Genomic DNA, 25,344 nt, shown 5'->3' with positions numbered 1-25,344 from the left:
CTTTTACAAAAAGAAACTGGACACCCGCTTCGATACCCATTGTATCAAAATTGGTGTCCAGTTATGGTTGCGGGAGGAGGATTTGAACCTCCGACCTCCGGGTTATGAGCCCGACGAGCTACCAAGCTGCTCTATCCCGCGATATGGTGCCGGAGACCGGGATCGAACCGGCACGGGATTACTCCCACGGGATTTTAAGTCCCGGGCGTCTGCCAATTCCGCCACTCCGGCGTGGAGGGCATCCAGTCTCGTAAGTGCTCAACTAGAATACCACATAGGGCTGCTCTTGTCAAGATAAAATTTTCATTTTTTCAGCGACGGGAATCGTGCACATCTCCCGGGGGCGTTGACATATACTGATGTGTACATCACGCAGGAAGGAGGACCCCCTATGAGAGGCTGCCATTATGACGAAACGGTTCCCCATACCGACCCCAAGGGAGACGTGGATGATCTGATCTTCTGTGCCGACCAGAGCTGGTCAGCCAGCGACCGATAAAAAACCGCCGCCGACCGGCGGTTTTTTGATGCCCGCACTTTACATTCCTGCCGCTGTTGGATATAATAGTAGGGCTATTTTATGGAAATGAGTGTGGAAATACATGTTACAGTTCGACGAATATAAGGTGAAGCTCAATAACCTGCGGCCGGAGCTGGACGATCTGGATCAGGCCCTGGGCCTGGACGCTGCCCGTCAGGAGGCTGAGATGCTGGAGTCGGAGAGCGCCTCCGACGGCTTCTGGGACAACCTGGAGAAGGCCCAGAAGGTCCAGCAGCGGGTGAAGAACCTGCGGGACAAGATCGAGGGCCAGGAGAAGCGCAAGACCCAGTGGGAGGATCTGATGACCCTGTGCGAGCTGGGCAACGAGATGGAGGACGAGAGTTTGGTGCCCGAGGTGGAAGAGGGCTTTGCCAAGCTGGAGTCCGCCATTGAAGAGGCCAAGCTGTCCACGCTCTTTACCGGGGAGTATGACAACTCCAACGCCATTCTGACCTTCCACGCCGGCGCCGGCGGCACCGAGGCTCAGGACTGGGCCCAGATGCTCTTCCGGATGTACACCCGCTGGGCGGAGCGCCACGGCTTTACCTGCAAGACCCTGGACTATCTGGACGGGGACGAGGCCGGCCTGAAGAGCGCCACCATCCTCATTGAAGGTGAGAACGCTTACGGCCATCTGCGCAGCGAGCACGGCGTGCACCGGCTGGTGCGTGTGTCTCCCTTTGACGCCAACGCCCGGCGGCAGACCTCCTTTGCCGCCATCGAGGTCATGCCCGACCTGCCCGAGGACGCCGACGTGGAGATCCGGCCCGAGGACTACGAGATGCAGGTGTTCCGTTCCTCCGGCGCCGGCGGTCAGCACATCAACAAGACCTCCTCCGCCGTCCGACTGATCCACCACGCCACCGGCATCGTGGTGTCCTGCCAGACCGAGCGCAGCCAGTTCCAGAACAAGGACACCTGTCTGCGGATGCTGCGGGCCAAGCTGGTGGAGCTGAAGATGCAGCAGCACGCGGAGAAGATCTCCGACATCAAGGGCGTGCAGCTGAAGATCGAGTGGGGCAGCCAGATCCGCTCTTACGTGTTCATGCCCTACCAGCTGGTGAAGGACAACCGGACCGGCTATGAGACCAGCAACGTCAACGGCGTCATGGACGGCGATCTGGACGGGTTCATCAACGCCTACCTGAAGGCGGAGGCCACCGGAAACTGGGCGGAAAAATAAAATCTGGAAATGTGAGGGAGCCGCTACAAAAATAGGCGGCTCCCTCTGTTTTTCTTTGCAGAATCTATACAAATTTACACCATCTTTTCTTTGGAAGCGCTTGTAATTTTGGTTACAATTTGTTACCATTAACACGAGTCAATCAGACCCAAAATATGCTAAGGAAAGGCGGTATGAAGGATGAAGAAAAAGGCAGGCAAGTTCCTGTCTCTGCTGCTGGCAGCAGCGATGGTGTGCGCTCTGGCGCTGCCCGCTTCCGCGGCTGAGGAGACCGGGAACGAAGACGGCGTCGTGGTTCTGTATACCAATGACGTACATACTTACATCGACAACAACGTGGGGGAGGGCAATGAGAACGGCCTGACCTATTCCAAGGTGGCTGCCCTGAAGGACAGCTATGACAACGCTCTGCTGGTGGATGCCGGCGACCATATCCAGGGCACGGCCTACGGCTCCCTGGACAAGGGCGAGACCATCCTGAAGCTGATGAACGCCGCCGGCTATGACGCGGCCACTCTGGGCAACCATGAGTTTGACTACGGCATGGCGGGGTGCATGCAGGCCATCGAGTGGGCTGAGTTCCCCTATCTGTCCTGCAACTTCTATCATGAGAAGGACGGCGTGGCCGGCGATCCGGTGCTGGACAGCTACAAGGTCTTTGAGGTGGATGGTGTGAAGGTGGCTTTTGTGGGCGTCACCACTCCTGAGTCCTTCACCAAGTCCACTCCTGCCTATTTCCAGGATGAAAACGGCGACTACATCTACGGCATCGCCGGCGGCGAAGACGGTTCCGCCCTGTATGCCGCGGTGCAGAAGGCCATTGACGCCGCCTCCAAGGAGGCCGACTATGTGATCGGTCTGGGCCACCTGGGCGACGACCCCGCTTCCGAGCCCTGGACCTCTGAAGAAGTGATCGCCAACACCACCGGCCTGGACGCCTTTATCGACGGCCACTCCCACTCCACCGTGGAGATGAAGGAAGTGACCGACAAGTCCGGCGATACCGTGGTGCTGAGCCAGACCGGCTCCTATCTGAACGCTGTGGGCAAGATGACCATTGCCGCTGACGGCACCATCACCACCGAGCTGCTCACCGGCGAGGACCTGGCGGACCTCACCCCCGACGCGGATGTGAAGGCCATTGAGGACGCCTGGGTCACCGAGGTGGACAACCAGCTGGGCGAGGTCATCGGCCACATCTCCGACACCCTGGACAACTACGCTGCCGACGGCACCCGTCTGGTGCGCAGCCAGGAGACCAACACCGGCGACTTTGCCGCCGACGCTCTGTACTACCTGTTTGACAACATGGACCTGGATGTGGACGTGGCCATCATGAACGGCGGCGGCGTGCGCAACGAGGCCATCACCGGCGATATCTCCTACCTGACCTGCAAGCAGATCCACACCTTCGGCAACGTGGCCTGCCTGCAGACCGTTACCGGCCAGCAGATCCTGGATGCCCTGGAGTGGGGCGCCAAGGACGCTCCCGCTGAAAACGGCGGCTTCCTCCACGTCTCCGGCCTGAAGTACACCATTGACACCTCCATCCCCTCCACCGTCCAGAAGGACGAAAAGGGCGTGTGGACCGGCGGCCCCACCGGCGAGTACCGTGTGAAGGACGTGCAGGTGCTCAACAACGAGACCGGCGAGTATGAGGCTCTGGATCTGACCGCTTCCTACAACCTGGCGGGCTACAACTACACCCTGCGGGACCTGGGCGACGGCTTCGCTATGTTTGACGGCGCCGTCAACGTGCTGGACTACGTGATGGAGGACTACATGGTCCTGGCCAACTATGTCCAGTCCTTTGAGAACGGCGAGGTCACCGGCTACGCCGCTCCCGCCGGCCGCATCAAGGTGCTATACGCCGACACCGACTTCAACGCCTGGTATGCCGAGGCTGTCCGCTACGTCACCGCCGAGGGCCTGATGAGCACCACCAACGGCTCCAGCTTCAGCCCCGCCGCCAACGTCACCGTGGCCAGCGTGTACCAGATGCTCTACAACATGGAGGGCAAGCCCGCCGTGAAGGAGACCACCGTTGCCGGTACCGAGGGTCAGTGGTACGCTGACTGCATCAACTGGGCTGCTGAGCAGGGCCTGTATGTGGCCGGCAGCACCTTCGAGGGCGACCGTGCCGCTACCCGTTCCGAGGTGGCCCGCATCTTTGCCGACTACTCCGCCTGGAAGGGCATTGAGGCTCCCGCCGACGACGGCTCCATGAAGGACAAGGTGCCCGACTACGACAAGATCCCCGAGCCCGACCTGATGGGCATGACCTTCTGCTACTACGCCGGGCTGATGACCGGCAACCAGAACCATGAGCTGATGCCCACCAGCCAGCTGAGCCGCGCTGAGTTCGCCCAGCTGCTGATGAACTTCGATGGGTTCCTGGCCGAGCAGCTTCCCGCTGCTGCGTAATCAACCGCATAACAAAAGGGACGCCGCATAAGCGGCGTCCCTTTTTAATTTGTTTTGGTTTAATGATTCAGCAGGCGGACGCGGAGCACGCCGTCCAGGGCACGGATCTCGTCGGCCACGTTGTCGCCTACCCGGCTGCCCACATCCACGATGGTGTAGGCGTAGTCCTTCTTGGACTTGTTGGTCATGTTCTCCACGTTGACCCCGTCCTTGGACAGAATGCCGGTGATGTTGGCGATGGCGCCGGGCACGTTCCGGTGGATGATGCACAGCCGGGACACGCCGCTCCACTCCTGCACCAGGGTGGGCAGGTTGACGGAGTTCTTGATGTTGCCGTTCTCCAGGTAGTCACGCAGCTGCTGAGCGGCCATAACGGCGCAGTTCTCCTCGCTCTCGGGGGTGGAGGCGCCCAGGTGGGGGATGGCGATGACGTTCTTGCCCTGGAGGATCTTGTTGTTGGGGAAGTCGGTGACGTAGGCGGCCACCTTGCCGGACTCCAGAGCGGCCAGCATGTCGTCGTCGTTCACCAGGCCGCCGCGGGCCAGGTTCAGGATGCGTACGCCGCCCTTCATCATGTGGATGGCGCCCTCGTTGATCATACCCTTGGTCTCGGGGGTCTGGGGTACGTGAATGGTGATGTAGTCGCAGTTCTTATAGATGGTGTCCAGGTCCATGGCCCGGTGCACCAGGCGGGACAGGGACAGAGCGGCGTCCACGCTGAGGAAGGGATCGTAGCCGAACACGGTCATGCCCAGCTTGGTGGCGATGTTGGCCACCTGCACGCCGATGGCGCCCAGGCCGATGACGCCCAGCATCTTGCCGGACAGCTCCGGGCCTACGAACTGGCTCTTGCCCTTTTCCACCACTTTCTCCACATCGGCGCCCTCGGCCAGCTGGGCCTTGACCCAGGCGTTGCCCTCGGTGATCTTCCGGGAGGCCAGCAGCAGGCCGCACACCGCCAGCTCCTTTACCGCGTTGGCGTTGGCGCCGGGGGTGTTGAACACCACGATGCCAGCCTCGGAGCAGCGGTCGGTGGGGATATTGTTGGTGCCCGCGCCCGCCCGGGCGATGGCCCGCAGGGCGTCGGGGAACTGATACTCATGCATGTCGGCGGAGCGGACCAGAATGCCGTCCTCGTTCTCCACGTCGCTGCTGATGGAATAGCGGGTCTGGTCCAGCACGGACAGTCCCGCAGGGGAAATTTTATTCAGAGTTTTGATACGAAACATCGTCCTCGTAACCTCCATATCTTTCGTTTCCGCCTGGCGGCGAAAACTCAATCATTCCGGTACTCGTCCTCTCCCCGGCAAACCCGTTTCACTGGGCTTTGCCGGGGACCCCGATATTTAATTGTTCTTATCGAAAGCCTTGATGAAGTCGCACAGCTTTGCCCCACAAAAGGCAGGCCTTTTGCGGGGGCCCCGGATTTGACTTCCTTGGGCGGAGTGAATCCGCCCTGCGGCAAGATTTTGGCCAAGGGCCAAAATGCTTGTACGCGGCATAAGCCGCGCCCCGCTTTGCGGGGCCCCGGGGGTCAGCCGGCAGTTGCGTATTGTTAGTTGTTCTTATCGAAAGCCTTGATGAAGTCGCACAGCTTCTCCACGCCCTCGGTGGGCATGGCGTTGTAGATGGAGGCGCGCATGCCGCCCACGGAGCGGTGGCCCTTCAGATTGGTAAAGCCGGCCTCCACGCTCTCCTTGACGAACTTGGCGTCCAGCTCGTCATTACCGGTGCGGAAGACCACGTTCATGTCGGACCGGGAGCCGGGCTCCACGGCGCAGGTGAACAGCTTGGAATTGTCAATGACATCATACAGCATCTGGGCCTTGCCGTGCTTGATGGCCTCCATGCCCGGAATGCCGCCCTGCTCTTCCAGCCAGTCCAGCACCAGACCCAGCATGTAGATGCACCAGCAGGGCGGGGTGTTGTACATGGAATCCTTGTCGATCATGGTCTTGTAGTTCATCATCAGCGGAGTGTAGGGCAGCTCGTTGCCGGCCAGCTCCTCCTTGATGATGACCACGGTGAGGCCGGCGGGCGCCATGTTCTTCTGGGCGCCGGCGAAGATGATGCCGTACTTGCTCACGTCCACCGGGCGGGACAGGATGTCGGAGGACATGTCGCACACGATGGGCACGCCGTTGGTCTCAGGCACATACTGCCACTCGGTGCCGTAGATGGTGTTGTTGGCGCAGTAGTAGAAATAGCTGGCCTCAGGATCCAGGGTGATCTGATCCTGGGTGGGGATGTAGGTGTGGTTCTTGTCGGCGGAAGAGGCGGCCAGGTTGATCTGGCCGTACTTCTTGGCCTCCTTGTAGGCGATGTTGGAGAAGTTGCCGGTGACGACGTAGTCGGCCTTGCCGGTCTTGCCGATGAGGTTCAGGGGCGCCATGGAGAACTGGGTGGAGGCGCCGCCCTGCAGGAAGAGGACCTTATATCCTTCAGGCACGTTCAGCAGCTTGCGGAACTTGGCCTGGGTGTCGTCAAAGATCTTCTGGAACACTTTAGATCGATGGCTCATCTCCATAACGGACATGCCGGATCCCTGATAGTTGGTGATCTCTGCACCGGCACGCTCCAGAACCTCCAGGGGGAGCATAGACGGACCTGCGGAAAAATTGTACACGCGCTGGGTTCCCATGATGATGGCCTCCTCGTTTCTATTTTGTGTATCCACGTGGGACGAACACACTTTACTTGGATAAAGACCATTATAGCCAACAAAGTATAGAACTGTCAATAGCGTGGAATGACCAAAAGCGGAGGCTGTGGGGGAAAAACTTTGTGAATGTTTCAACGAACCCTTTGCACTGAAAGGACATTTATGATACAATGCTTTTGAATTGAGAGTTTAGTTTCCCCATGGGGGGAGAGGAGAGAGACTGATGCGGCTGTCCGAAATCAAACGAATTTTGAACGCCGAGGTTTTATGGGGGGAGGAGCACCTGGACCGGGAGGTAATCTCCGCCTGCGGCAGCGACTTTATGAGCGATGTGCTGGCCTATGTGAAGAATCAGGCGCTGCTGCTGACGGGACTGGTGAACCCCCAGGTGGTCCGCACGGCGGACATGCTGGAGATGAAGTGCATCATCTTCGTCCGGGGCAAGGTGCCCGGGCAGAGCATCGTGGATCTGGCCAGGGAGCGGGACATCGTGGTGATGACCAGCCCCAAGCGGATGTACGAGGCCTGCGGCCTGCTTTACTACAATGGATTGCGAGGGAACTGCGATGGAGACGATTAAACTGGTATACCCTGTGGAGGGCGGCGACCTCATCGAAGCGGGAGAGGCTTCCAGCAAGATGAAGCTGACCCTGAAGAAGCTGGGACTGCCTCAGGATGTGATCCGCCGGGCGTCTATCTGCATGTATGAAGGCGAGATCAACATGGTCATCCACGCCGACGGCGGTCAGGCCGAGGTGGAGGTGGATACCGATCAGATCGTGATCCGCATGCAGGATACCGGTCCCGGTATCCCCGACGTGGCCCAGGCCATGCAGGAGGGCTTTTCCACCGCCGGGCAGACCGCCCGGGAGCTGGGCTTCGGCGCCGGTATGGGCCTGCCCAATATCAAGCGCTATTCTGATGAAATGACCATTGAGACCGAACTGGGGAAGGGAACCACCGTAACGGTGCGTATCAAGATTCCGCAGTGAGCGCATATTCAGGCAAGGAAGGGAGGTGCGGCACATGGCAATGAGACATTCCGTGGTCATGGATCATAAGCGCTGCCGGGGCTGTACCTCCTGCATCAAGTGCTGTCCCACCGAGGCCATCCGGGTCCGGGGCCGCAAGGCCACCATTCTGCCCGACCGCTGCATCGACTGCGGCAACTGCATTCGGGTCTGTCCCCACAAGGCCATCAAGTCGGTGGGCGACAGCATGGACATTCTGAAGGAGTACGAATACTGCGTGGCTCTGCCGGAGCCGGCGCTGTACGGCCAGTTCCACCACCTGGACAACGTGGACGTGGTGCTCAACGCCCTGCTGAAGATCGGCTTTGACAAGGTGTATGAGGTGGCCAAGGCCGCCGAGATGCTCTCCGACTACGAGCGGCAGTCCATCAAGCAGGGACCTCCGGCGGTGACGCCCCGGATCTCGTCCTCCTGCCCCACGGTGCTGCGGCTCATCCGCATGCGCTTCCCCAAGCTGATGGACCATGTGGCGGACACCATCCTGCCCATGGAGCTGGCGGCCATCCTGGCCCGTCGGGAGGCGGCGGAGGAGACCGGCCTGCCTCCGGAGCGCATCGGCGTGTTCGCCATCGTGCCCTGCTCCTCCAAGGTGACCGCCGCCCGGGTGTCCGAGGGCCTGAGCCAGCCGGTGCTGGACGGGGCCTTTGCCATCCGGGATATCTACCTGCGGCTGCTGGGTCCCATGCGGGAGCTGGAGGAGGTGGAGCCCATGGCCTCCGCCGGCATCATGGGCCTGGGCTGGGCCTCCTGCGGCGGTGAGAGCACCGCCCGTCTGGGCGAGCGCTGCGTAGCGGTGGACGGCATCGAGAACGTGATCCAGATGCTGGAGGAGATCGAGGACGGCCGCCTGCCCGAGGCCGACTTTCTGGAGCTGTCCGCCTGCACCCAGGGGTGCGTGGGGGGCTGCTTCACGGTAGAAAACCCCTACGGCGCCAAGATGCGGATGAAGGGCCTGATGAAGGGTCAGCCCGTGTCCCGCAACCGGTTCACCCTGGAGGGAGCCGAACGGGACATTGTCCGGCGGGATAAGCAGCTGCAATACCTGCCCACCTTCGTGCTGGACCACGATCGGGAGATGGCCATCAGCAAGCAGCGGCGGATCCAGGAGCTAGAGTCCCACCTGCCGGGGCTCCACTGCGGCTCCTGCGGAGCGCCCTCCTGCCACGCCTTTGCGGAGGACGTGGTGCTGGGCCGGGCGTCCGTGGACGACTGCATCTTCAAGGTCCGGGAGCGGATGCGCACCATGGCGGGCAAGGAAGAGGCGGACGACTATCTGCCGCCACCCTTCCGGCGGTGCCAGACCGATACATCCAGAAGATAAGCCACAGGCCGCCTGACCGGAGACGTGTCATGGCGGCCTGTTTCATACCATAAGAGGAGGAACGGAACATGACGGTAACACAGCTGAAGGACGCGCTGGGCTGGAAGGTTTTCCACATGGCGGACCCGGACCGACCGGTGACGGGGGGCTACGCCGGGGACCTGCTGAGCTGGGTGATGGGCCGGGCCGGCCAGGACTGCGCCTGGCTGACGATTATGTCCAACCAGAACGTGGCGGCGGTGGCCCTGATGGCCGACGTGGCCTGTGTGGTGCTCACCGAAGGGGTGGAGCCCGACGCCGATCTGCTCCGCCGGGCGGAGGAGAAGGAAGTGACCCTGCTGGGCACCGGAGAGGACACCTATACCGCCGCCTGCCGCCTGGGAGGCTGCCTGAAATGACCGGACTGACCGGAAAGGAGGGGCGGTATCTGTGAAGTTTTATTATGATCTCCACCTCCATTCCTGCCTGTCGCCCTGCGGCAGCGACGAGATGACCCCTGCCGACCTGGCGGCCATGTGCGCCCTGGCGGGGCTGGATATCGTAGCCCTTACCGACCACAACACCTGCGGCAACTGTGCCGCCTTCTGTCAGGCAGCCAGGGAGCGGGGTCTGCTGGCTCTGGCGGGGATGGAGCTGTGCACCCAGGAGGATATCCATGTGGTCTGCCTGTTTCCCAACCCGGAGCACGCGGAGCAGTTCAGCGCCTGTGTGGCTGAGCACCTGCCGCCTTTTTCCAACGATCCGGAGATCTTCGGCCGGCAGATCTACATGGACGCGGAGGATACTATCCTGGGAGAGGAGGAGCGGATGCTGGCGGCCAGCACCGACATCTCCCTGGAGGAGGTGCCCGCCCTGGTGGCATCCTACGGCGGCTTCGCCTTCCCCGCCCATATCGACCGGCCGTCCTTTTCCCTGCTGGGGGTGCTGGGTCTGTGGGACCCGTCTCTGGGGTTCCCTCTGGCCGAGCTGTCCCACCGCTGTCCGCCGGATTTTACCCAGCGGCCCGACCTGGCCGGCCTGCGCTTTGTTACCAACTCCGACGCCCATTATCTGGAGCAGGTGTGGGGGGCTGAGCACAGCATGGACCTGCCCGAACCCACCCCGGAAGCTGTGCTGGCCTGGCTGTCCGGGAGAAAGTAAAAACAGTTTAATAGACTAAGTTTTTCTTTACAAGGAAAAGGGAAAATGATATACTTTAGGCAACTAAAATGTTAGAACATCCAGTCTCATTTAGGTGCAGGAAAGAGAATCCTCACAAATGGAACAGACAACTTCTGCTGCATCGGCCCTGTGGCCGATGCAGCAGATATTGTAAGAAGAAAAAGTTTGATTAGTAAACGATAAAGTTCAGAAAGGAAGGACGCATCCATGCCAAACTGCAAGACCGTCGTTCCCTACCGGGGCACGCCTGAGCAGGAGGAGCGCCTGCAGAAGGTGATCGCCGAGCACAAGGGACAGCCCGGCGCCACCATGCCGGTGCTTCAGGCCGCCCAGGAGATTTTTGGCTATCTGCCGGAGGAAGTACAGATCATGGTGGCTCAGGGTCTGGACATTCCCCTGTCCGAGGTGTACGGAGTGGCTTCGTTCTACGCCCAGTTTACCCTGAACCCCAAGGGAAAGTATCAGATCTCCATCTGTCTGGGTACTGCCTGCTACGTCAAGGGCGCGGCGGCCATCCTCAACGCCGTGGAGCAGAAGCTGGGCATCGCCCCCGGCGCCATCACCCCCGACGGCAAGTTCTCTCTGGACTCCTGCCGCTGCGTGGGCGCCTGCGGACTGGCTCCGGTCATGATGGTCAATAACGATGTCTATGGCCGGCTCACCCCCGATCAGGTGGGTCCGATCCTCGATATGTACAAATAAGGTGAACTTATGAAGGAGATTGCCCTCTATACCCTGGATATTGCCCAGAACTCCATCACCGCCCAGGCAAAGCATCTGGGCGTGGAGCTGGTAGAGGAGGAGGGAAATATCACCCTCACCATCACCGACGACGGAAAGGGCATGAGCCCCGAGCTGCTGGCCCGGGTGAGCGACCCCTTCACCACCACCCGCACCACCCGGAAAATGGGGCTGGGGCTGCCTCTGCTGCGCATGGCGGCGGAGCAGACCGGCGGGACGCTGTCCATTGAGAGCACCCTGGGTGTGGGCACCACGGTGAAGGCCGTCTTTCGGGCGGACCACATCGACTGTCCCCCGGTGGGGGATATGCCGGGGAGCATCACCCTGCTGCTCCAGGGCGCGCCGGAGGTGGAACTGAACTACACCCATCGGGTGGGAGCGGCCCAGATCGGGCTGGCCACCAGGCAGCTGCGGGAGGAGCTGGGAGACGGCATCTCTCTGGCGGAGCCGGAGGTGATCCTCTGGGTCCGGGATTACTTACAGGAACAGGAAGCGCTGTTACGAGATAATAAGGGGATGAAAGCATGAAAAGTCTGGCGGAACTGCGTGCCATCCGGGAGCGGATGGAGAAGCAGATCGATTTGCGTGACTCCGGCGACGACCGCATCCGGGTAGTGGTGGGTATGGCCACCTGCGGCATCGCGGCGGGCGCCCGTCCGGTGCTCAACGCCTTCTTGGAGGAAGTCAACAAGCGGGAGCTGAAGAACGTAACGGTATCCCAGACCGGCTGTATCGGCGTGTGCCGGCTGGAGCCCATCGTGGAGGTCTATGTGCCCGGTCAGGAGAAGGTCACCTACGTGAAGATGACCCCCGACAAGGTAGCCTCCATCGTCAGCGAGCATCTGGTGAACGGCCGGGTGGTGGAAGAGTACACCATCGGCGCGGCGGAATAAGGGGAGGGCAGTGAGATGAGCTTGGTTCGTTCCCACATTCTGGTGTGTACCGGCACCGGCTGCTCCTCCTCGGAGAGCCCCAAGATCATTGAGGAATTTGAGAAGCAGCTGGTGGCCCAGGGCATGGACAAGGAGGCCAAGGTGGTACGCACCGGGTGCTTCGGCCTGTGCGCCCTGGGACCCATCGTCACTATCTACCCCGAGGGTGCCTGCTACACCCATGTCACCGTGGACGACGTGGAGGAGATCGTCTCCGAGCACATCGTCAAGGGCCGCATCGTTCAGCGCCTGCTGAACAAGAACGGCGGCGGCCAGGGCCCCGCCACCTCCCTGGCGGAGACCAACTTCTATAAGCATCAGTTCCGCATTGCCCTGCGCAACTGCGGTATCATCAACCCCGAGAGCATTGACGAGTACATCGGCGTGGGCGGCTACGAGGCCCTGGGCACCATCCTCACCGAGGGCGTTGCGCCCCAGCAGGTCATCGACACCGTGAAGGCCTCCGGCCTCCGGGGCCGCGGCGGCGCCGGCTTCCCCACCGGCATGAAGTGGCAGTTCACCGCCGACGCGGTGAGCCCCGACGGCATCAAGTACGTCTGCTGCAACGCCGACGAGGGCGACCCCGGCGCCTTCATGGACCGCTCCGTGCTGGAGGGCGACCCCTTCAGCGTCATTGAGGCCATGACCATTGCCGGTTACGCCGTGGGCGCCCACCAGGGCTACATCTACGTCCGGGCGGAGTACCCCATCGCCGTCAAGCGGCTGGAGACCGCCATCGGCCAGGCCAAGGAGTACGGCCTGCTGGGCAAGAACATCTTCGAGTCCGGCTTCGACTTCGACCTGGAACTGCGGCTGGGCGCCGGCGCCTTCGTCTGCGGCGAGGAGACCGCCCTCATGCGTTCCATCGAAGGTCACCGGGGCGAGCCCAAGAACCGCCCGCCCTTCCCGGCGGTGAAGGGCCTGTTTGACCGGCCCACCCTGCTCAACAACGTGGAGACCTACGCCAACATCACCTGGATCTTCAACAACGGCGCCGACAAGTTCGCCGCCATCGGCACCGAGAAGTCCAAGGGCACCAAGGTGTTCGCTCTGGGCGGCAAGATCACCAACACCGGCCTGGTGGAGATCCCCATGGGCACCACCCTGCGCACCGTGGTGGAGGACATCGGCGGCGGCGTCCCCGGCGGCAAGAAGTTCAAGGCCGCCCAGACCGGCGGTCCCTCCGGCGGCTGCATCCCCGCCAGCCTCATTGACACCCCCATCGACTACGAGTCCCTGGGCGCCATTGGCTCCATGATGGGCTCCGGCGGCCTCATTGTCATGGACGAGGACAACTGCATGGTGGACATCGCCAAGTTCTTCCTGGAGTTCATCGTGGACGAGTCCTGCGGCAAGTGCGCCCCCTGCCGCATCGGCACCAAGCGGCTGCTGGGCCTGCTGACCAAGATCACCGAGGGCAACGGCGAGCCGGAGGACCTGGACACCATCGAGGAGCTGTGCAACCACATCAAGCAGTCCGCCCTGTGCGGCCTGGGCCAGACCGCCCCCAACCCGGTGCTCTCCACCCTGAAGCACTTCCGGGACGAGTATGAGGCTCATGTGTATGAGAAGCGCTGCCCCGCCGGTGTGTGTAAGGCCCTCATTCAGTACGTGGTGGATCCCACCAAGTGTAAGGGCTGCACCCGCTGCGCCCAGGGCTGTCCCACCGGCGCTATCTCCGGCGCGGTGCGTGCTCCCCATATCATCAACCAGTCCAAGTGCATCAAGTGCGGCGCCTGTATGGACCACTGCCGCTTTGACGCCATCAGCAAGCAGTAAGGGAGGGAACGGACATGGACGAAAAGATGGTATCTCTGCGCATCAACAACATCCCCGTCACCGTTCCCGCCGGGACCACGGTGCTGGAGGCGGCTCGCTCCGCGGGCTTCAATATCCCGTCCCTGTGCTTCCTTAAGGGCATCAACGAGATCGGCGCCTGCCGTATCTGCGTGGTGGAGGTGAAGGGCGCCAAGAGCCTGGTGGCCTCCTGCGTCTACCCCGTGGCCGAGGGCATGGAGGTATTCACCAATACCGAGCGGGTCCGCAAGTCCCGCCAGCTCACCCTGGAGCTCATTCTGTCCAACCACCGGATGGACTGCCTCACCTGCGCCCGCAACAGCCAGTGTGAGCTGCGTCAGCTGGCCAGCGACCTGGGCATCGACGCCGTGCGCTACGCCAGCGACAACATGTACCCCCAGATCGAGGACTCTGCGCCCCACCTGGTGCGGGACAACTCCAAGTGTGTCCTCTGCCGCCGCTGCACCGCCGTGTGCCGTGCCACCCAGGAGGTGGGCGTCATCGGCTGCAACGACCGCGGCTTTGCCACCCACATCGGCTGCGCCTTTGACCGTGACCTGAACGAGGTGGACTGCGTCTCCTGCGGCCAGTGCATCGTGGCCTGCCCCACCGGCGCCCTCAGCGAGAAGGACGATACCGGCAAGGTACTGGCCGCCCTGGCCGATCCCAAGAAGCACGTGGTGGTGGGTCCTGCTCCCTCCATCCGGGTTACCCTGGGTGAGTGCTTCGGTATGCCCATCGGCACCAACGTGGAGGGCAAGATGGTCACCGCCCTCCGCCGCCTGGGCTTTGACAAGGTGTTCGACGTGGACACCGCCGCCGACTTCACCATCATGGAGGAGGGCACCGAGTTCCTCAGCCGCCTGAACGGCGGCGGCAAGCTGCCCCTCATTACCTCCTGCTCTCCCGGCTGGATCCGGTACATGGAGCAGCACGCTCCCGACATGATCGCCAACGTCTCCACCTGCAAGTCTCCCCAGCAGATGTTCGGCTCCCTGGTCAAGACCTACTACGCCGAGACCATGGGCATTGACCCTGACGACATCTTTGTGGTGTCCATCATGCCCTGTACCGCCAAGAAGTACGAGGTCCGCCGTGAGGAGCAGCGGCTGCCTAACGGCTGCATGCCGGTGGACGTGTCCCTCACCACCCGTGAGCTGGGCCGCATGATCACCCAGGCGGGCATGCTGTTTGACCACCTGCCCGACGGGGAGTTTGACGAGATGCTGGGCATCTCCACCGGTGCCGCCACCATCTTCGGCGCCTCCGGCGGCGTGATGGAGGCCGCCCTGCGCACCGTGGTGGAGGAGCTCACCGGCGACGGCATGGCGCCTCTGGAGTACCATGAGGTCCGCGGCATGGAAGGCGTCAAGGAGGCCAGCTATGAGCTGCCCGACCGCACCGTGCGGGTGTGCGTGGCCTCCGGCCTGCACAACGTGAAGCTGGTGCTGGACGGCATCCGGGACGGCTCCCTCCACTATGACTTTGTGGAGTTCATGGCCTGCCCCGGCGGCTGCATCAACGGCGGCGGCCAGCCCATCCAGCACGCCGACGTGCGTAACTTTACCGACATCAAGGCCCTCCGCGCTGCCGCCCTGTACAAGCAGGACGAGGGGATGGAGTACCGCCGCAGCCACAAGAACCCTGTGGTCCAGACGGTGTATCACTCCTACCTGGGTCAGCCCGGCGGCCACAAGGCCCACGAGCTGCTCCACTGCACCTACATCAAGCAGAAGCGCTATCGGGTATAATGAGAGAAAACGGCCGGTCCCAAAAGGGACCGGCCGTTTTTTTATTTGGAGCGGCTGAGCTTGATGCAGGTCAGGCAGTAGGTGACCTGGAGCACCCCGAAGAGGATCAGCACCATCAGGACGGGGAGCAGGCCGATGTCAAAGGAGAAATTCAGCACCGTGAGTACCACCCACAGCACCAGACAGGTGCCGGTAGCTATCCGGAAGGCCTGATAGGCCGCCTGGCCCATCTGGGCTTTTTCCGCCTCGTCGCAGCTGTCCATCCACTTTTTCTGGAATTTGACGTCGTACACGCTGCCCTGTTTCTCCGGGTTCATCCGCCGGGTCAGGTCGATGGCCTTCTGCTGGAGCAGGACGATCAGGACGATGGAGACCAGGAACAGAACGGTGGTCACCATGACGGCGTCGCAGAGAAAGACCGCCGACAGAAAGAAAAAGTCCGCCACGGTGGCCAGGGTGGTGAAAAGGAGCACATAGCTGAGGGTGACCTCAATGCCCTCCGCCAGAGCTTCATCCTCGCCGTCCCACCGTTCATACCGGCCTTTGGCGGAGCGGTACAGCCCCAGGCCGATGCCCAGCAGGATCACCGAGCATATCGGAATGCCCCAGGGCACCACCGCCCCCAGCACTCCCGTCAGACCCTCCGCCGCCCAGCCGGCCAGGCCGGAGAACCCGGCGATACTGACGAAAAAGCCGCCGATGCCGCCCAGCAGAGCAAAGAGCAGCAGGGTACCAAAAAACCTGGGCAGAGCCTTGCGGTTTTCCCGGGCAACCTGATCCTTCATCTCATTCATCCTCCTCATAGCAGAAAATATCCTCCACGGTGACGCCGCACAGCTTCGCCAGCTTCAGGGCCAGGGTGACAGAGGGGGAGTAGTCTCCCCGCTCGATCTGGCTGATGGTCTGCCGGGATACCCCCGCCATGCGGCCCAGCTCCTGCTGGTTGACCCCAAGCCGGGCCCGGTGCTCTTTCAGCCGGTTATAGAGTGGCATGCTATCGCCTCCTGCTTGACAACTATCTCTGTCAGAATGACAATTATCCTTGTCAAATGTAGGATAGCATTGACAAGGAAACTTGTCAAGAGGGAAAATAAAAAAGACCAGCTCCGTGAGGAGCTGGTCTTTTCTGCTGTGGGTTTGGATCAGCCGGCGTTGCCGTTGCCGGGGTCGGCCTTGTCGGCGGTGAGGGTAAGCACACCGTCGGTCTCAACGGCGCTGATGCCCAGCAGGGTGTTGATGGTCTCGGCGGAGAAATAGTAGTTGCCGCCGATGAGCAGGCCGGAGACCTCCACCGGCGCGCCGTCCACCATAACGGTCAGGGTGGCGTAGTCGATGGCGGTGCCGTCGGCCCGGGGAGCCAGAGGTTCGGCGGTGTATGTACCGCCCTTGGTGAGGACCACGCCGTCCTTCCACTCCGCGTTGAAGGCGGCGGTAGTGCCCTTGAAGGCCACGGCCAGGTCGCGCAGGCGGTAGAAGGTGGTGCCGCCGCTCACCGCGCTGTCGGCCTGAGACAGGGTGCCGTTGACGCTGACGTTGCCGGCGGGACGGGCGGAGGCCAGAATGGCCTCGTAGTCATTCAGGTTATAGCTCTTGTCATAGGGGGTGTCCAGACGGCCGGCGTTCACCAGGTCGATGATCTCCTGGCGGCGGGGATCGCTTTCGCTCAGGTCCACGCCTACGATCTTCCAGTTGTTGTCCACCTCGGGAGCCACGGGGGAGTGCTCGGCGAAGTAGGCCACCAGCATATCACGGATGGAGTTGGGGGATTCCCAGTCCCGGGTGCCGGAGATGATATTTTCGCTTTTCAGGGCGGAGGAATAGCGGTAGTTGTTTACAGCCAGGGTGAGCTCCTGGTCGTCCTGGAGGGGCTGGCCGTGGAACATGACGTTGCGGATGCGCTGGCCTTTGGGCTGGCTCAGGTCGATCTCGTAGTCCACGCCGGCGAACATGTCGTAGAGGTAGTCGGGGTACTCCGGGTCAAAGGAGATGTTGATGTCCCCGGGCTGCCACTGGTTGTAGCAGGCGGCGGACCACTCCATGTAGGCCTTCAGCTCCGCGCCGGTAACGGTGACCCGGTAGAGGGTGTTGTCGAATTTATAGATATTGAAGATGTTGCCGTAGTTGATCTCGCCCTGAGGCAGGTCGCTGGTGTTCTTGAACAGGGCGGCGGCGGACACGTCGGCCCCGGAATTCTCCAGCTGGACCTTGTTGATCAGGTCCATCACGGCGGTATCCATCAGACGGCCGGCGGGCAGGCCGCTGATCTCATCCTCAGGCTGGAACTTGGCGGTGGTGGAGCCCAGGACGCCGCCGCCCTGGTTCTCGTCCCCGCTGCCGCCGCCGTTGATGAAGTCGATGGTGCGCTGATGGGCCTGAGCCACGATGGGCAGCTCCCGGAGCTGGGCGGAGGGCTGGTAATCCGCCATGTCCACGATGGTGACGGCGGTATCCACCACGTTGTTGTCCCCGTCCAGGGTCACGTCGAACCGGGCCACGTCCCGGCCGCCGTTGCGCACGCCGCCTACCACGGCGTCACCCTGCTTCTGGTTGACCACGGTGTGGAAGTGGCCCACCTGGAGCACGTCCACCTCCGGGTGGTCGTCCAGGATGGTCTGGGCGGCGTCGGTGCCGTTTTCCTCGTCAAACTCCGCCACCAGGCCGGTGTGGCAGGAGACCATGATGATGTCCGCCTGATCGCCGATCTGGTCGATGCAGCGGCCCACCGCGTCGGACAGAGCCTCAAAATCCAGGCTGGCCACCTTCTCGTCGTCCCAGATGGGGATGTTGGGGTTGGTGACGCCGATGATGGCCAGCTTGATGCCGTCCCGCTCCACAATGGTGTAGTCCCCCACGAACTGCTCGCCGGTGTCCTTCACCGTCACGTTGGCGGCCAGCAGGGGGAAGTCGGCCTGGGATTGGATGCGGTCCACCAGCTCCAGACCGAAATTGAACTCGTGGTTGCCCAGGGTCATAGCGTCATAGCCCATAAAGTTCATGGCGGTGATAACGGGGTGCTCACCCTCCTCCTTGTTGTACAGGTCGTCGGAGAGGATGGTGCCCTGAATGGTGTCGCCTCCGTCCACCAGGAAGGAGGTGACGCCCTCCTCCGCCCGCACCTGCTGGACATAGGTGTAAATGCGGGCCATGCCATTGTTGGTGGTTTCGGCATTGTCCTCGTAAGAGTAGCCCCAGATGTTGCTGTGCAGGTCTGAGGTGGCCAGGATGCTGACATGCTTCTCCGCCGGTTCCGCCGCCAGAGCCGCGGAGGACAGAGAGAGCGTAAGGGCCGCGGCCAGGGCCGCGGACAAGAGTTTACAACGGTTTCGGTTTCCCATGGGTGTGAACAGACTCCTTCCAATCGTTTCTTTCAAAGAGAATAGAACGGTATTCAATATACCATGGGAAGGTAGGAGCGGAATAAAGGCGGGGTAAAGACTTGGTAAGAAAAGGCGCGGCGGGGGAAAATCCCCCGCCGCCCGGCGATCTGTGCAATTGGTGTCCGGTCTCAGCCGGCGTTGCCGTTTCCGGCGTCGGCCTTGTCGGCGGTGAGGGTGAGCACGCCGTCGGTCTCAACGGCGCTGATGCCCAGCAGGGTGTTGATGGTCTCGGCGGAGAAATAGTAGTTGCCGCCGATGAGCAGGCCGGAGACCTCCACCGGCGCGCCGTCCACCATAACGGTCAGGGTGGCGTAGTCGATGGCGGTGCCGTCGGCCCGGGGAGCCAGAGGCGCGGCGGTGTATTCACCGCCCTTGGTGAGGACCACGCCGTCCTTCCACTCCGCGTTGAAGGCGGCGGTGGTGCCCTTGAAGGCCACGGCCAGGTCGCGCAGGCGGTAGAACACCGTGTCGCCCAGGCCGCTGCTCACCGCGCTGTCGGCGGAGTACAGCACGCCGTTGACCACCACGTTGTTGGCCTCATTCAGGTTGATGCTCTTGTTGTAGGGGGTGGCCAGCTCACCGGAGTTGATCTTCTCGATGTAGGCGGCCCGCTCCGGGTTGTCCTTCTGCAGGTCCACGCCGGTGATCTTCCAGTTGTTGTCCACCTTGGGCTCCAGGGGATCGTGCTCAGCCAGATAGGCCACCAGCATGTCCCGGACCGAGGCGGAGGACTCCCACTCCTTCTCGCCGGAGATGATGCCCTCGTTCTTCAGGCCGGTGTAGCGGTAGTCGTTGACGCACAGGGTGAGGGTCATGTCGTCGGTGAGAGGCTGACCCTTGAAGGTCACATTCTCGATCCGCTGACCGGCGGGCTTGGACAGGTTGACCTCGTAGTTCAGGCCGATAAAGTGGTCGTGGAGATAGCCCGCCTTGTCCGGGTTGAAGGAGATGTTGATATCGCCGGGCTGCCACTGGTTCCAGCACTCGGCGGCCCACTCCATGTAGGCCTTCATCTCCGCGCCGGTCACCTTCACGGTGTACAGCACGTTGGGATACTTGTAGATGTCGAACATGTTGCCGTAGTTGAGATCGCCCTTCTTCAGGTCGCTGGTGTCCTTGAACAGGGCCACGGCGGTGACGTCGGCGCCGGAATTCTCCAGCTGGACGGTGCCGATCAGGTCGATGACGGCGGTGTCCTGGAGACGGCCTTCGGGCAGGCCATTGATCTCATTGACGGGCTGGAAGTCGGCGGCGGCATGGCCCAGCACGTTGTCCTGGATGAAGGACACGGTCTTTTCCTGGGCGGCCTTGATGGCGGCCACGTCCCGCAGACCCTGGTCGGGCTCCACGTCCTTCATGGAGACGGTCTCCACCGTGGCGGCGGTGATCTCCTTGTCGGTATTGAGGGTCAGGTCATAACGCACCACCTCGCCGGCGTTGTTCTTGGTCTCGCCCACGGGGATAGCGCCGTCGTTGTTGATGTAGGTGGTGTGGGTGTGGCCCAGCTGGAGCACGTCCACCTCGGGGCACTTGTCCAGAATGGTCTGGGCGGCGTCGGCGCCGTCGGTGGAGTACTCGGCGGACAGACCGGCGTGAGCGGAGACCATGATGACGTCGGCCTTGTCGCCGATCTCCTTGATGCAGGCGGCCACGGCGTCGGCCATGGGCTCAAAGGTCAGATCAGACACGCCCTGCTTGGTGCCGTCCCACCGGGGAATGTTGGGGGTGTCCACACCGATGATGGCCACCTTCACGCCGCCCCGCTCCACGATGGTGTAGCCCGCGCCGGTGAAGTAGCTGCCGTCGGCATTCTTGATGTTGGCGGCCAGCACCGGCATGTCGGCCTGGGCGATGATGGACTTCAGAGTGTCCACCCCGAAGTTGAACTCATGGTTGCCCAGCACCCAGGCGTCATACCCCATGTAGTTCAGGGCCGCGGGCACCGGATGGTCCTTGGTGTCCTTGGAGTACAGGTCGTCGGTCATGATGGTGCCCTGGATGGTGTCGCCCGCGTCCACCAGGATGGTGTTGGGGTTCTCAGCACGCACCTGGCTGACATAGGTGGCCACCCGGGCCAGGCCGTCTCCGGTGCTCTCCTTCATATCCTCATAGGAGTAGCCCCAGATGTTGCCGTGGGTGTCCGAAGTGCCGATGATGGTCAGATGGGTCTCTCCCTCTGCCGCCAGAGCGGTGACGGACAGGGAGAGCACCATGGCGATACTCAGCACCACGGACAGGAACTTGCCGAACTTTTGCTTGTGCATACGTACAGCTCCTTTCCTTTTTTTCAGGCAGTGTCATCATACCATAGTTGGAGATTTCTGTCGATGAATTGTGCAAATTTAATAAAAACGAAAGAAAATAATTTGCAAAAAACTTACAAATTGCACTTATCGTTCCAGCGCTTCCAGCCCGGCCTCCGCCGCCGCCGTAATTACCTCGGCAAAGGTGGGGTGGGGCCGCACCGGCAGCAGGAGCTGCTCCGCCGTCAGGCCCAGGGTGACCGCCAGGGTGAGCTCGGCAATCAGGTCGGAGGCCCGGTAGCAGCACAGCTGCGCGCCCAGCAGGGCGTGGCTCTCCTTGTGGAATACCAGCTTGATGAAGCCCCGCTTGCCCCCCTCAATGAGGGTGCGGCCGTTGGCACCCATGACGCACTTGCCGCTTACCGCCGGGATGCCCTGGGCCTTGGCCTCGTCCAGGGTCAGACCCACCTGGGCCAGCTCCGGGTCGGTGTACACGCAGGAGGGGATGGGGGAGGTGCCCCGGCGGGGCGTTTTGCCCAGCAGCAGGTCGGCCACACAGTCTCCCTCCGCTTCCGCCTTGTGGGCCAGCATGGCCCCGCCGATGGCGTCCCCGATGGCGTAAATGGAGGGAATGGAGGTGCGGAACCGGTCGTCTACCTTCAAAAAGCCCCGGTCCATGGCGGGGGAGATCCCCTCGAACAGGCCGTTGGTGGCGGGTTTCCGCCCGGCGGCCAACAGCACCGTGTCGGCCTCCACAGTCTGCTCCGCCCCCTTGTGGGTAAAGCGGACGGCGGGGCCGGGGGTGATCTCAGACACGGAAGCCCCGGTGTACACCGTCACCCCCGCCTTTTTCAGCTCCATGGTCAGGCTCTGGGACAGCTCCCGGTCCAGATTGGCGATCAGCCGGTCCAGAGCCTCCACAATGGTGACCCTGCACCCGGCACTGGCCCACACCCAGGCCAGCTCCACCCCGATGACGCCGCCGCCGATGATCAGCAGGTGGTCCCGGGGGCGGATATCGTCCAGTAAGCCGTCGCTGTTCACTATGCCGGGCAGGTCCACCCCAGGAATGGGGAGGGGGGCAGGGAAGGAGCCCACGGCAACCAGGATGGACCTGCCCTCCCACACCGTGCCGTCCGGGGTCCTGACGGTGTTGGGGCCGGTGATGACAGCTTGGGCGGGAACGACCTCTACCTTGGCGGCTTTCAGCTGCTTTTCCATGCCGGAGCGGAGGGTATTTACCACCGTTTCCTTTTCCTCCGCCAGCCTGGCCCAGTCGCAGCCCGGCCCCGCTCCGTGGAGCAGGGCCTTGGTGGGGATGCACCCCCGGTTCAGGCAGGTGCCGCCCACCTGACGGGGCTCAAACAGAGCCACGGACAGACCGCCCTTAGCGGCCCGGGGGGCCGCGGCGCAGCCGCCGGGCCCTCCTCCGATAATCAGTAAATCGTGCATGCTCAGCCCTCCGGGAAAGCATACCGCACCACCGGATGGCGGGCGGCGGCGGTCTCGTCCGGGCGGCCCACCACAGTGGAGTGGGGAGCGGCGTGGAGGGCCTCCGGGTCCTCCTTGGCCCGGCGGAGAATGTCGGCCAGCACCTCTGCCGCCCGGTCCAGGGTCTCGGGTGCCTCAGTCTCGGTGGGCTCAAACATCAGCGCCTCATGGACGATCAAGGGGAAGTACATGGTGGGCGGATGGATGCCGTCGTCCAGCATGGCCTTGGCCACGTCCAGGGCGGATACCCCCGTCTCCTTCTTCAGCCCCTCCAGGGTGAGCACGAATTCATGCATGCACAGCCCGGGGAAGGCGGCGGTGTAGCCCGCCTCCTCCAGCTTGTGCTTGAGGTAGTTGGCGTTGAGCACGGCGCCCTGAGCGGCCTCCGCCACCCGGGAATTGCCCAGCCGCATCAGGTAGGCCAGGGCCTTCACCACCACCAGGAAGTTGGCGTGGAAGGCGCGGACCTGGCCGATGGAGTGCTCCCCGCCGTTGCCGCACAGGGCGGAGCCGGGCATGAAGGGAGCCAAAAATTCCTTGCAGCCCACCGGACCGCTGCCAGGACCGCCGCCGCCGTGGGGAGTGGCGAAGGTCTTGTGCAGGTTCAGGTGGCATACGTCGAAGCCCATGTCGCCCGGCCGGGCCACGCCCATGATGGCGTTCAGGTTGGCGCCGTCGTAGTACACCAGACCGCCGGCCTCATGGACGATCTTGGTGATCTCCAAAATGTCCCGCTCAAAGAGACCCACGGTGTTGGGATTGGTGAGCATGAGACCCGCCGTGTCCGGACCGCAGGCGGTCCGTAGAGCCTCCAGATCCACCAGACCCTCCGCCGTGGAGGGGATGTTGCGGACGGTAAAGCCCGCCATGGCGGCGGAGGCCGGGTTGGTGCCGTGGGCGGAGTCGGGCACCAGGATCACGGTGCGGGCCGTATCCCCACGGTGGACGTGGTAGGCCTTAATGAGCAGCAATCCGGTAAACTCTCCGTGGGCGCCGGCGGCGGGCTGGAGGGTCACCCGATCCATGCCGGTGATGTGGGCCAGGGCGTATTCCGTCTGAGCCATCACCAGCTGGCAGCCCTTGATGGTGTGGGCGGGCTGGAGGGGATGGACGCCGGTAAAGCCGGGGAGGGCGGCCATGTCCTCACCCAGCTTGGGGTTATACTTCATGGTGCAGGAGCCCAGGGGATAGAAGCCGTCGCACACGCCGAAGGCCCGGCGGGCCAGGGCCTGATAGTGGCGGGAGAGGTCGCTCTCCCCGATCTCCGGCAGGCGTGGGGCTTTCTTCCGGGCGAATTCCTCCGGCACCGGGCACTCCGGCACGTCCAGAGGGGGCAGCAGGTCGGTGCCCCGGCCGGGGCGGCTGCGCTCAAAGATCAGTTCCATATGCCCAGCACCTCCTTTACGATGGCTACCGTCTGATCCAGCTCTGCCTTGGTCTGCTTCTCCGTGACGCACCACAGCAGCCCGTCCTTCAGGGGCAGGCCGCCCAGGATGCCCTTGGCCTCCAGGCCGGAGAGCACCCCGTTGGGGTTGGGCAGGTCGGTGACGAACTCATGGAAGAAGGGACCGGGGAAGCGGAGGCGTACGCCGGGCAGCTTACACAGCTCGTCGGCCAGATAGTGGGCCTTGGCGTAGCACTGCTCGCCCACCTGGCGCAGGCCATTGGGTCCCATCATGGACAGATACACCGAGGCGGTGAGGGCGCACAGGGCCTCGTTGGAGCAGATGTTGGAGGAGGCCTTCTCCCGGCGGATGTGCTGCTCTCTGGCCTGCATGGTGAGCACGAAAGCCCGGTTGCCGTCCTTATCGGTGGTCTCGCCCACGATGCGGCCGGGCAGCTTGCGCATCATGGCATGGGTGGTGGCCATAAAGCCCAGGTAGGGTCCGCCCCAGGACAGGGGCAGACCGAGAGGCTGGCCTTCGCCCACGGCGATGTCGGCGCCCCAGGCGGCGGGAGGCTCCAGCACGCCCAGGGTGATGGGATTCACCCCGGCAATGAGCTTGGCTCCGCCCTCGTGGGCTATCTGGGCCAGGGCGGCCCCGTCCTCCAGCAGGCCGTAGAAGTTGGGCTGCTGGATGTACACGCAGGCGGTCTGGTCATCCACCAGACCGGTGAGGTCGGTGCGGCCGTCCTTCACAGGGGCCACCACCACCTCGGTGCCCGCGCCGAAGCAGTAGGTTTTGATGGTGGCGATGACGTCGGGATGGGCGGCGCCGGACACGATAGCCTTGGTCCGCTTCCGGTCCCGGCACATAGCCACGCCTTCCGCCGCGGCGGAGGCCCCGTCATACACCGAGGCGTTGGATGCGTCCATGCCGGTGAGTTCGCAGATCATGGTCTGGAACTCGAAGATGGATTGCAGCACGCCCTGGCTGATCTCCGCCTGATAGGGGGTGTAGGCGGTGACGAACTCCTCCTTGGAGGCGATGCGGCTCACCGCGGCGGGGATATAGTGGTCATAGGCCCCGGCACCCCGGAGAATGGTGGAAAAACGGACGTTCTGGGCCGCCAGGGTCTCCAGAGCCCGGCGGACCTCCAGCTCGCTTTTGGGCTCCGGCAGGTCCAGAGGGCAGTCGATGTACACTTCGTCGGGCACGTCCCGATACAGGTCCCGGGGGCCGGACAGCCCCAGGGCCTCATACTGCCGCCTCCGCTCCTCCGGGGCGGCAGGCAGGTAGCCGCCCAT

21 protein-coding genes and 2 tRNA genes are annotated in these 25,344 nt (G+C 62.7%); 12 read left to right on the top strand and 11 right to left on the bottom strand.

Features of this window, described 5'->3' with window-relative positions; all coding sequences use genetic code 11:
- Positions 1 to 64: 64 nt before the first annotated feature.
- Both ACTNB1_RS05825 and ACTNB1_RS05820 read right to left on the bottom strand, forming a co-directional pair.
- Positions 65 to 141: transfer RNA gene (locus tag ACTNB1_RS05825), tRNA-Met, on the bottom strand.
- Between the two features lie 3 nt (positions 142 to 144).
- Positions 145 to 231 (bottom strand) — tRNA-Leu (locus ACTNB1_RS05820).
- 371 nt (positions 232 to 602) lie between these two features.
- On the opposite strand from ACTNB1_RS05820, the gene prfB reads away from it, so the two are divergent.
- Both prfB and ACTNB1_RS05810 read left to right on the top strand, forming a co-directional pair.
- Positions 603 to 1,724: a peptide chain release factor 2 gene (prfB, locus tag ACTNB1_RS05815; protein WP_441168320.1), complete on the top strand. Its 1,122-nt coding sequence runs from the start codon at positions 603 to 605 to the stop codon at positions 1,722 to 1,724.
- 180 nt (positions 1,725 to 1,904) lie between these two features.
- A complete protein-coding gene (locus ACTNB1_RS05810) occupies positions 1,905 to 4,148 on the top strand; it encodes a 5'-nucleotidase C-terminal domain-containing protein (RefSeq protein WP_441168319.1) in 2,244 nt (747 codons plus the stop codon).
- A gap of 59 nt (positions 4,149 to 4,207) precedes the next feature.
- Here the strand turns inward: ACTNB1_RS05810 and ACTNB1_RS05805 are convergent, their stop codons facing one another.
- The gene (locus tag ACTNB1_RS05805) at positions 4,208 to 5,377 is read right to left on the bottom strand and encodes a phosphoglycerate dehydrogenase (RefSeq protein ID WP_441168318.1); all 1,170 of its coding nucleotides are present in this window, start codon (positions 5,375 to 5,377) and stop codon (positions 4,208 to 4,210) included.
- 326 nt (positions 5,378 to 5,703) lie between these two features.
- On the bottom strand, positions 5,704 to 6,789 hold the full coding sequence (gene serC, locus ACTNB1_RS05800; RefSeq protein ID WP_441168317.1) for a 3-phosphoserine/phosphohydroxythreonine transaminase: 1,086 nt from the start codon (positions 6,787 to 6,789) through the stop codon (positions 5,704 to 5,706).
- A gap of 244 nt (positions 6,790 to 7,033) precedes the next feature.
- On the opposite strand from serC, the gene ACTNB1_RS05795 reads away from it, so the two are divergent.
- The 10 genes from ACTNB1_RS05795 to ACTNB1_RS05750 all read left to right on the top strand — a co-directional run bounded on the left by ACTNB1_RS05795 (position 7,034) and on the right by ACTNB1_RS05750 (position 15,544).
- Positions 7,034 to 7,390, top strand: a complete 357-nt coding sequence (locus ACTNB1_RS05795) for a DRTGG domain-containing protein (RefSeq protein WP_441168316.1) — start codon at positions 7,034 to 7,036, stop codon at positions 7,388 to 7,390.
- Positions 7,377 to 7,802, top strand: a complete 426-nt coding sequence (locus tag ACTNB1_RS05790) for an ATP-binding protein (protein WP_441168315.1) — start codon at positions 7,377 to 7,379, stop codon at positions 7,800 to 7,802. Before ACTNB1_RS05795 ends, ACTNB1_RS05790 begins: the two co-directional genes overlap by 14 nt.
- Before the next feature lie 34 nt (positions 7,803 to 7,836).
- Complete coding sequence (locus ACTNB1_RS05785) at positions 7,837 to 9,162, top strand: [Fe-Fe] hydrogenase large subunit C-terminal domain-containing protein (RefSeq protein ID WP_441168314.1); 1,326 nt, start codon at positions 7,837 to 7,839, stop codon at positions 9,160 to 9,162.
- 68 nt (positions 9,163 to 9,230) lie between these two features.
- On the top strand, positions 9,231 to 9,560 hold the full coding sequence (locus ACTNB1_RS05780; RefSeq protein WP_441168313.1) for a DRTGG domain-containing protein: 330 nt from the start codon (positions 9,231 to 9,233) through the stop codon (positions 9,558 to 9,560).
- A gap of 31 nt (positions 9,561 to 9,591) precedes the next feature.
- A complete protein-coding gene (locus ACTNB1_RS05775) occupies positions 9,592 to 10,302 on the top strand; it encodes a PHP domain-containing protein (RefSeq protein ID WP_441168312.1) in 711 nt (236 codons plus the stop codon).
- A 228-nt stretch (positions 10,303 to 10,530) separates the two neighbouring features.
- A complete protein-coding gene (gene nuoE / locus ACTNB1_RS05770) occupies positions 10,531 to 11,025 on the top strand; it encodes an NADH-quinone oxidoreductase subunit NuoE (RefSeq protein ID WP_441168311.1) in 495 nt (164 codons plus the stop codon).
- A gap of 9 nt (positions 11,026 to 11,034) precedes the next feature.
- Complete coding sequence (locus ACTNB1_RS05765) at positions 11,035 to 11,592, top strand: ATP-binding protein (RefSeq protein WP_441168310.1); 558 nt, start codon at positions 11,035 to 11,037, stop codon at positions 11,590 to 11,592.
- Positions 11,589 to 11,957 (top strand): (2Fe-2S) ferredoxin domain-containing protein, encoded by a 369-nt coding sequence (locus tag ACTNB1_RS05760; RefSeq protein WP_441168309.1) that lies wholly within the window; start codon positions 11,589 to 11,591, stop codon positions 11,955 to 11,957. The genes ACTNB1_RS05765 and ACTNB1_RS05760 overlap by 4 nt, the downstream gene beginning before the upstream one ends.
- 15 nt (positions 11,958 to 11,972) lie before the next feature.
- Positions 11,973 to 13,775 (top strand): NADH-ubiquinone oxidoreductase-F iron-sulfur binding region domain-containing protein, encoded by a 1,803-nt coding sequence (locus ACTNB1_RS05755; protein ID WP_441168308.1) that lies wholly within the window; start codon positions 11,973 to 11,975, stop codon positions 13,773 to 13,775.
- A 14-nt stretch (positions 13,776 to 13,789) separates the two neighbouring features.
- Positions 13,790 to 15,544: an NADH-dependent [FeFe] hydrogenase, group A6 gene (locus ACTNB1_RS05750; RefSeq protein ID WP_441168307.1), complete on the top strand. Its 1,755-nt coding sequence runs from the start codon at positions 13,790 to 13,792 to the stop codon at positions 15,542 to 15,544.
- A 41-nt stretch (positions 15,545 to 15,585) separates the two neighbouring features.
- Here the strand turns inward: ACTNB1_RS05750 and ACTNB1_RS05745 are convergent, their stop codons facing one another.
- The 7 genes from ACTNB1_RS05745 to gcvPA form a co-directional block, all read right to left on the bottom strand.
- Entirely contained in the window at positions 15,586 to 16,329 is a 744-nt protein-coding gene (locus tag ACTNB1_RS05745) for a DUF3169 family protein (RefSeq protein WP_441168306.1), read from the bottom strand.
- Position 16,330: 1 nt separating this feature from the next.
- On the bottom strand, positions 16,331 to 16,537 hold the full coding sequence (locus ACTNB1_RS05740) for a helix-turn-helix transcriptional regulator (RefSeq protein WP_441168305.1): 207 nt from the start codon (positions 16,535 to 16,537) through the stop codon (positions 16,331 to 16,333).
- A gap of 149 nt (positions 16,538 to 16,686) precedes the next feature.
- Positions 16,687 to 18,879, bottom strand: coding sequence for a bifunctional metallophosphatase/5'-nucleotidase (locus ACTNB1_RS05735; protein ID WP_441168304.1), 2,193 nt, complete (start codon positions 18,877 to 18,879; stop codon positions 16,687 to 16,689).
- Between the two features lie 170 nt (positions 18,880 to 19,049).
- Positions 19,050 to 21,185 carry a bifunctional metallophosphatase/5'-nucleotidase gene (locus tag ACTNB1_RS05730; RefSeq protein WP_441168303.1) on the bottom strand — a complete coding sequence of 712 codons (2,136 nt, stop codon included), beginning with the start codon at positions 21,183 to 21,185 and terminating at the stop codon, positions 19,050 to 19,052.
- A gap of 126 nt (positions 21,186 to 21,311) precedes the next feature.
- Entirely contained in the window at positions 21,312 to 22,616 is a 1,305-nt protein-coding gene (locus ACTNB1_RS05725) for a dihydrolipoyl dehydrogenase family protein (RefSeq protein WP_441168302.1), read from the bottom strand.
- 2 nt (positions 22,617 to 22,618) lie between these two features.
- Positions 22,619 to 24,040, bottom strand: coding sequence for an aminomethyl-transferring glycine dehydrogenase subunit GcvPB (gene gcvPB, locus ACTNB1_RS05720; RefSeq protein WP_441168301.1), 1,422 nt, complete (start codon positions 24,038 to 24,040; stop codon positions 22,619 to 22,621).
- Complete coding sequence (gcvPA, locus tag ACTNB1_RS05715) at positions 24,031 to 25,344, bottom strand: aminomethyl-transferring glycine dehydrogenase subunit GcvPA (RefSeq protein WP_441168300.1); 1,314 nt, start codon at positions 25,342 to 25,344, stop codon at positions 24,031 to 24,033. Before gcvPA ends, gcvPB begins: the two co-directional genes overlap by 10 nt.

Source organism: Flavonifractor sp. HCP28S3_F3, assembly GCF_052065355.1.
Lineage (GTDB): Bacteria > Bacillota > Clostridia > Oscillospirales > Oscillospiraceae > Flavonifractor.
The sequence above is the reverse complement of the archived record's forward strand: the minus strand, read 5'-3'. Positions and strand labels throughout refer to the sequence as shown.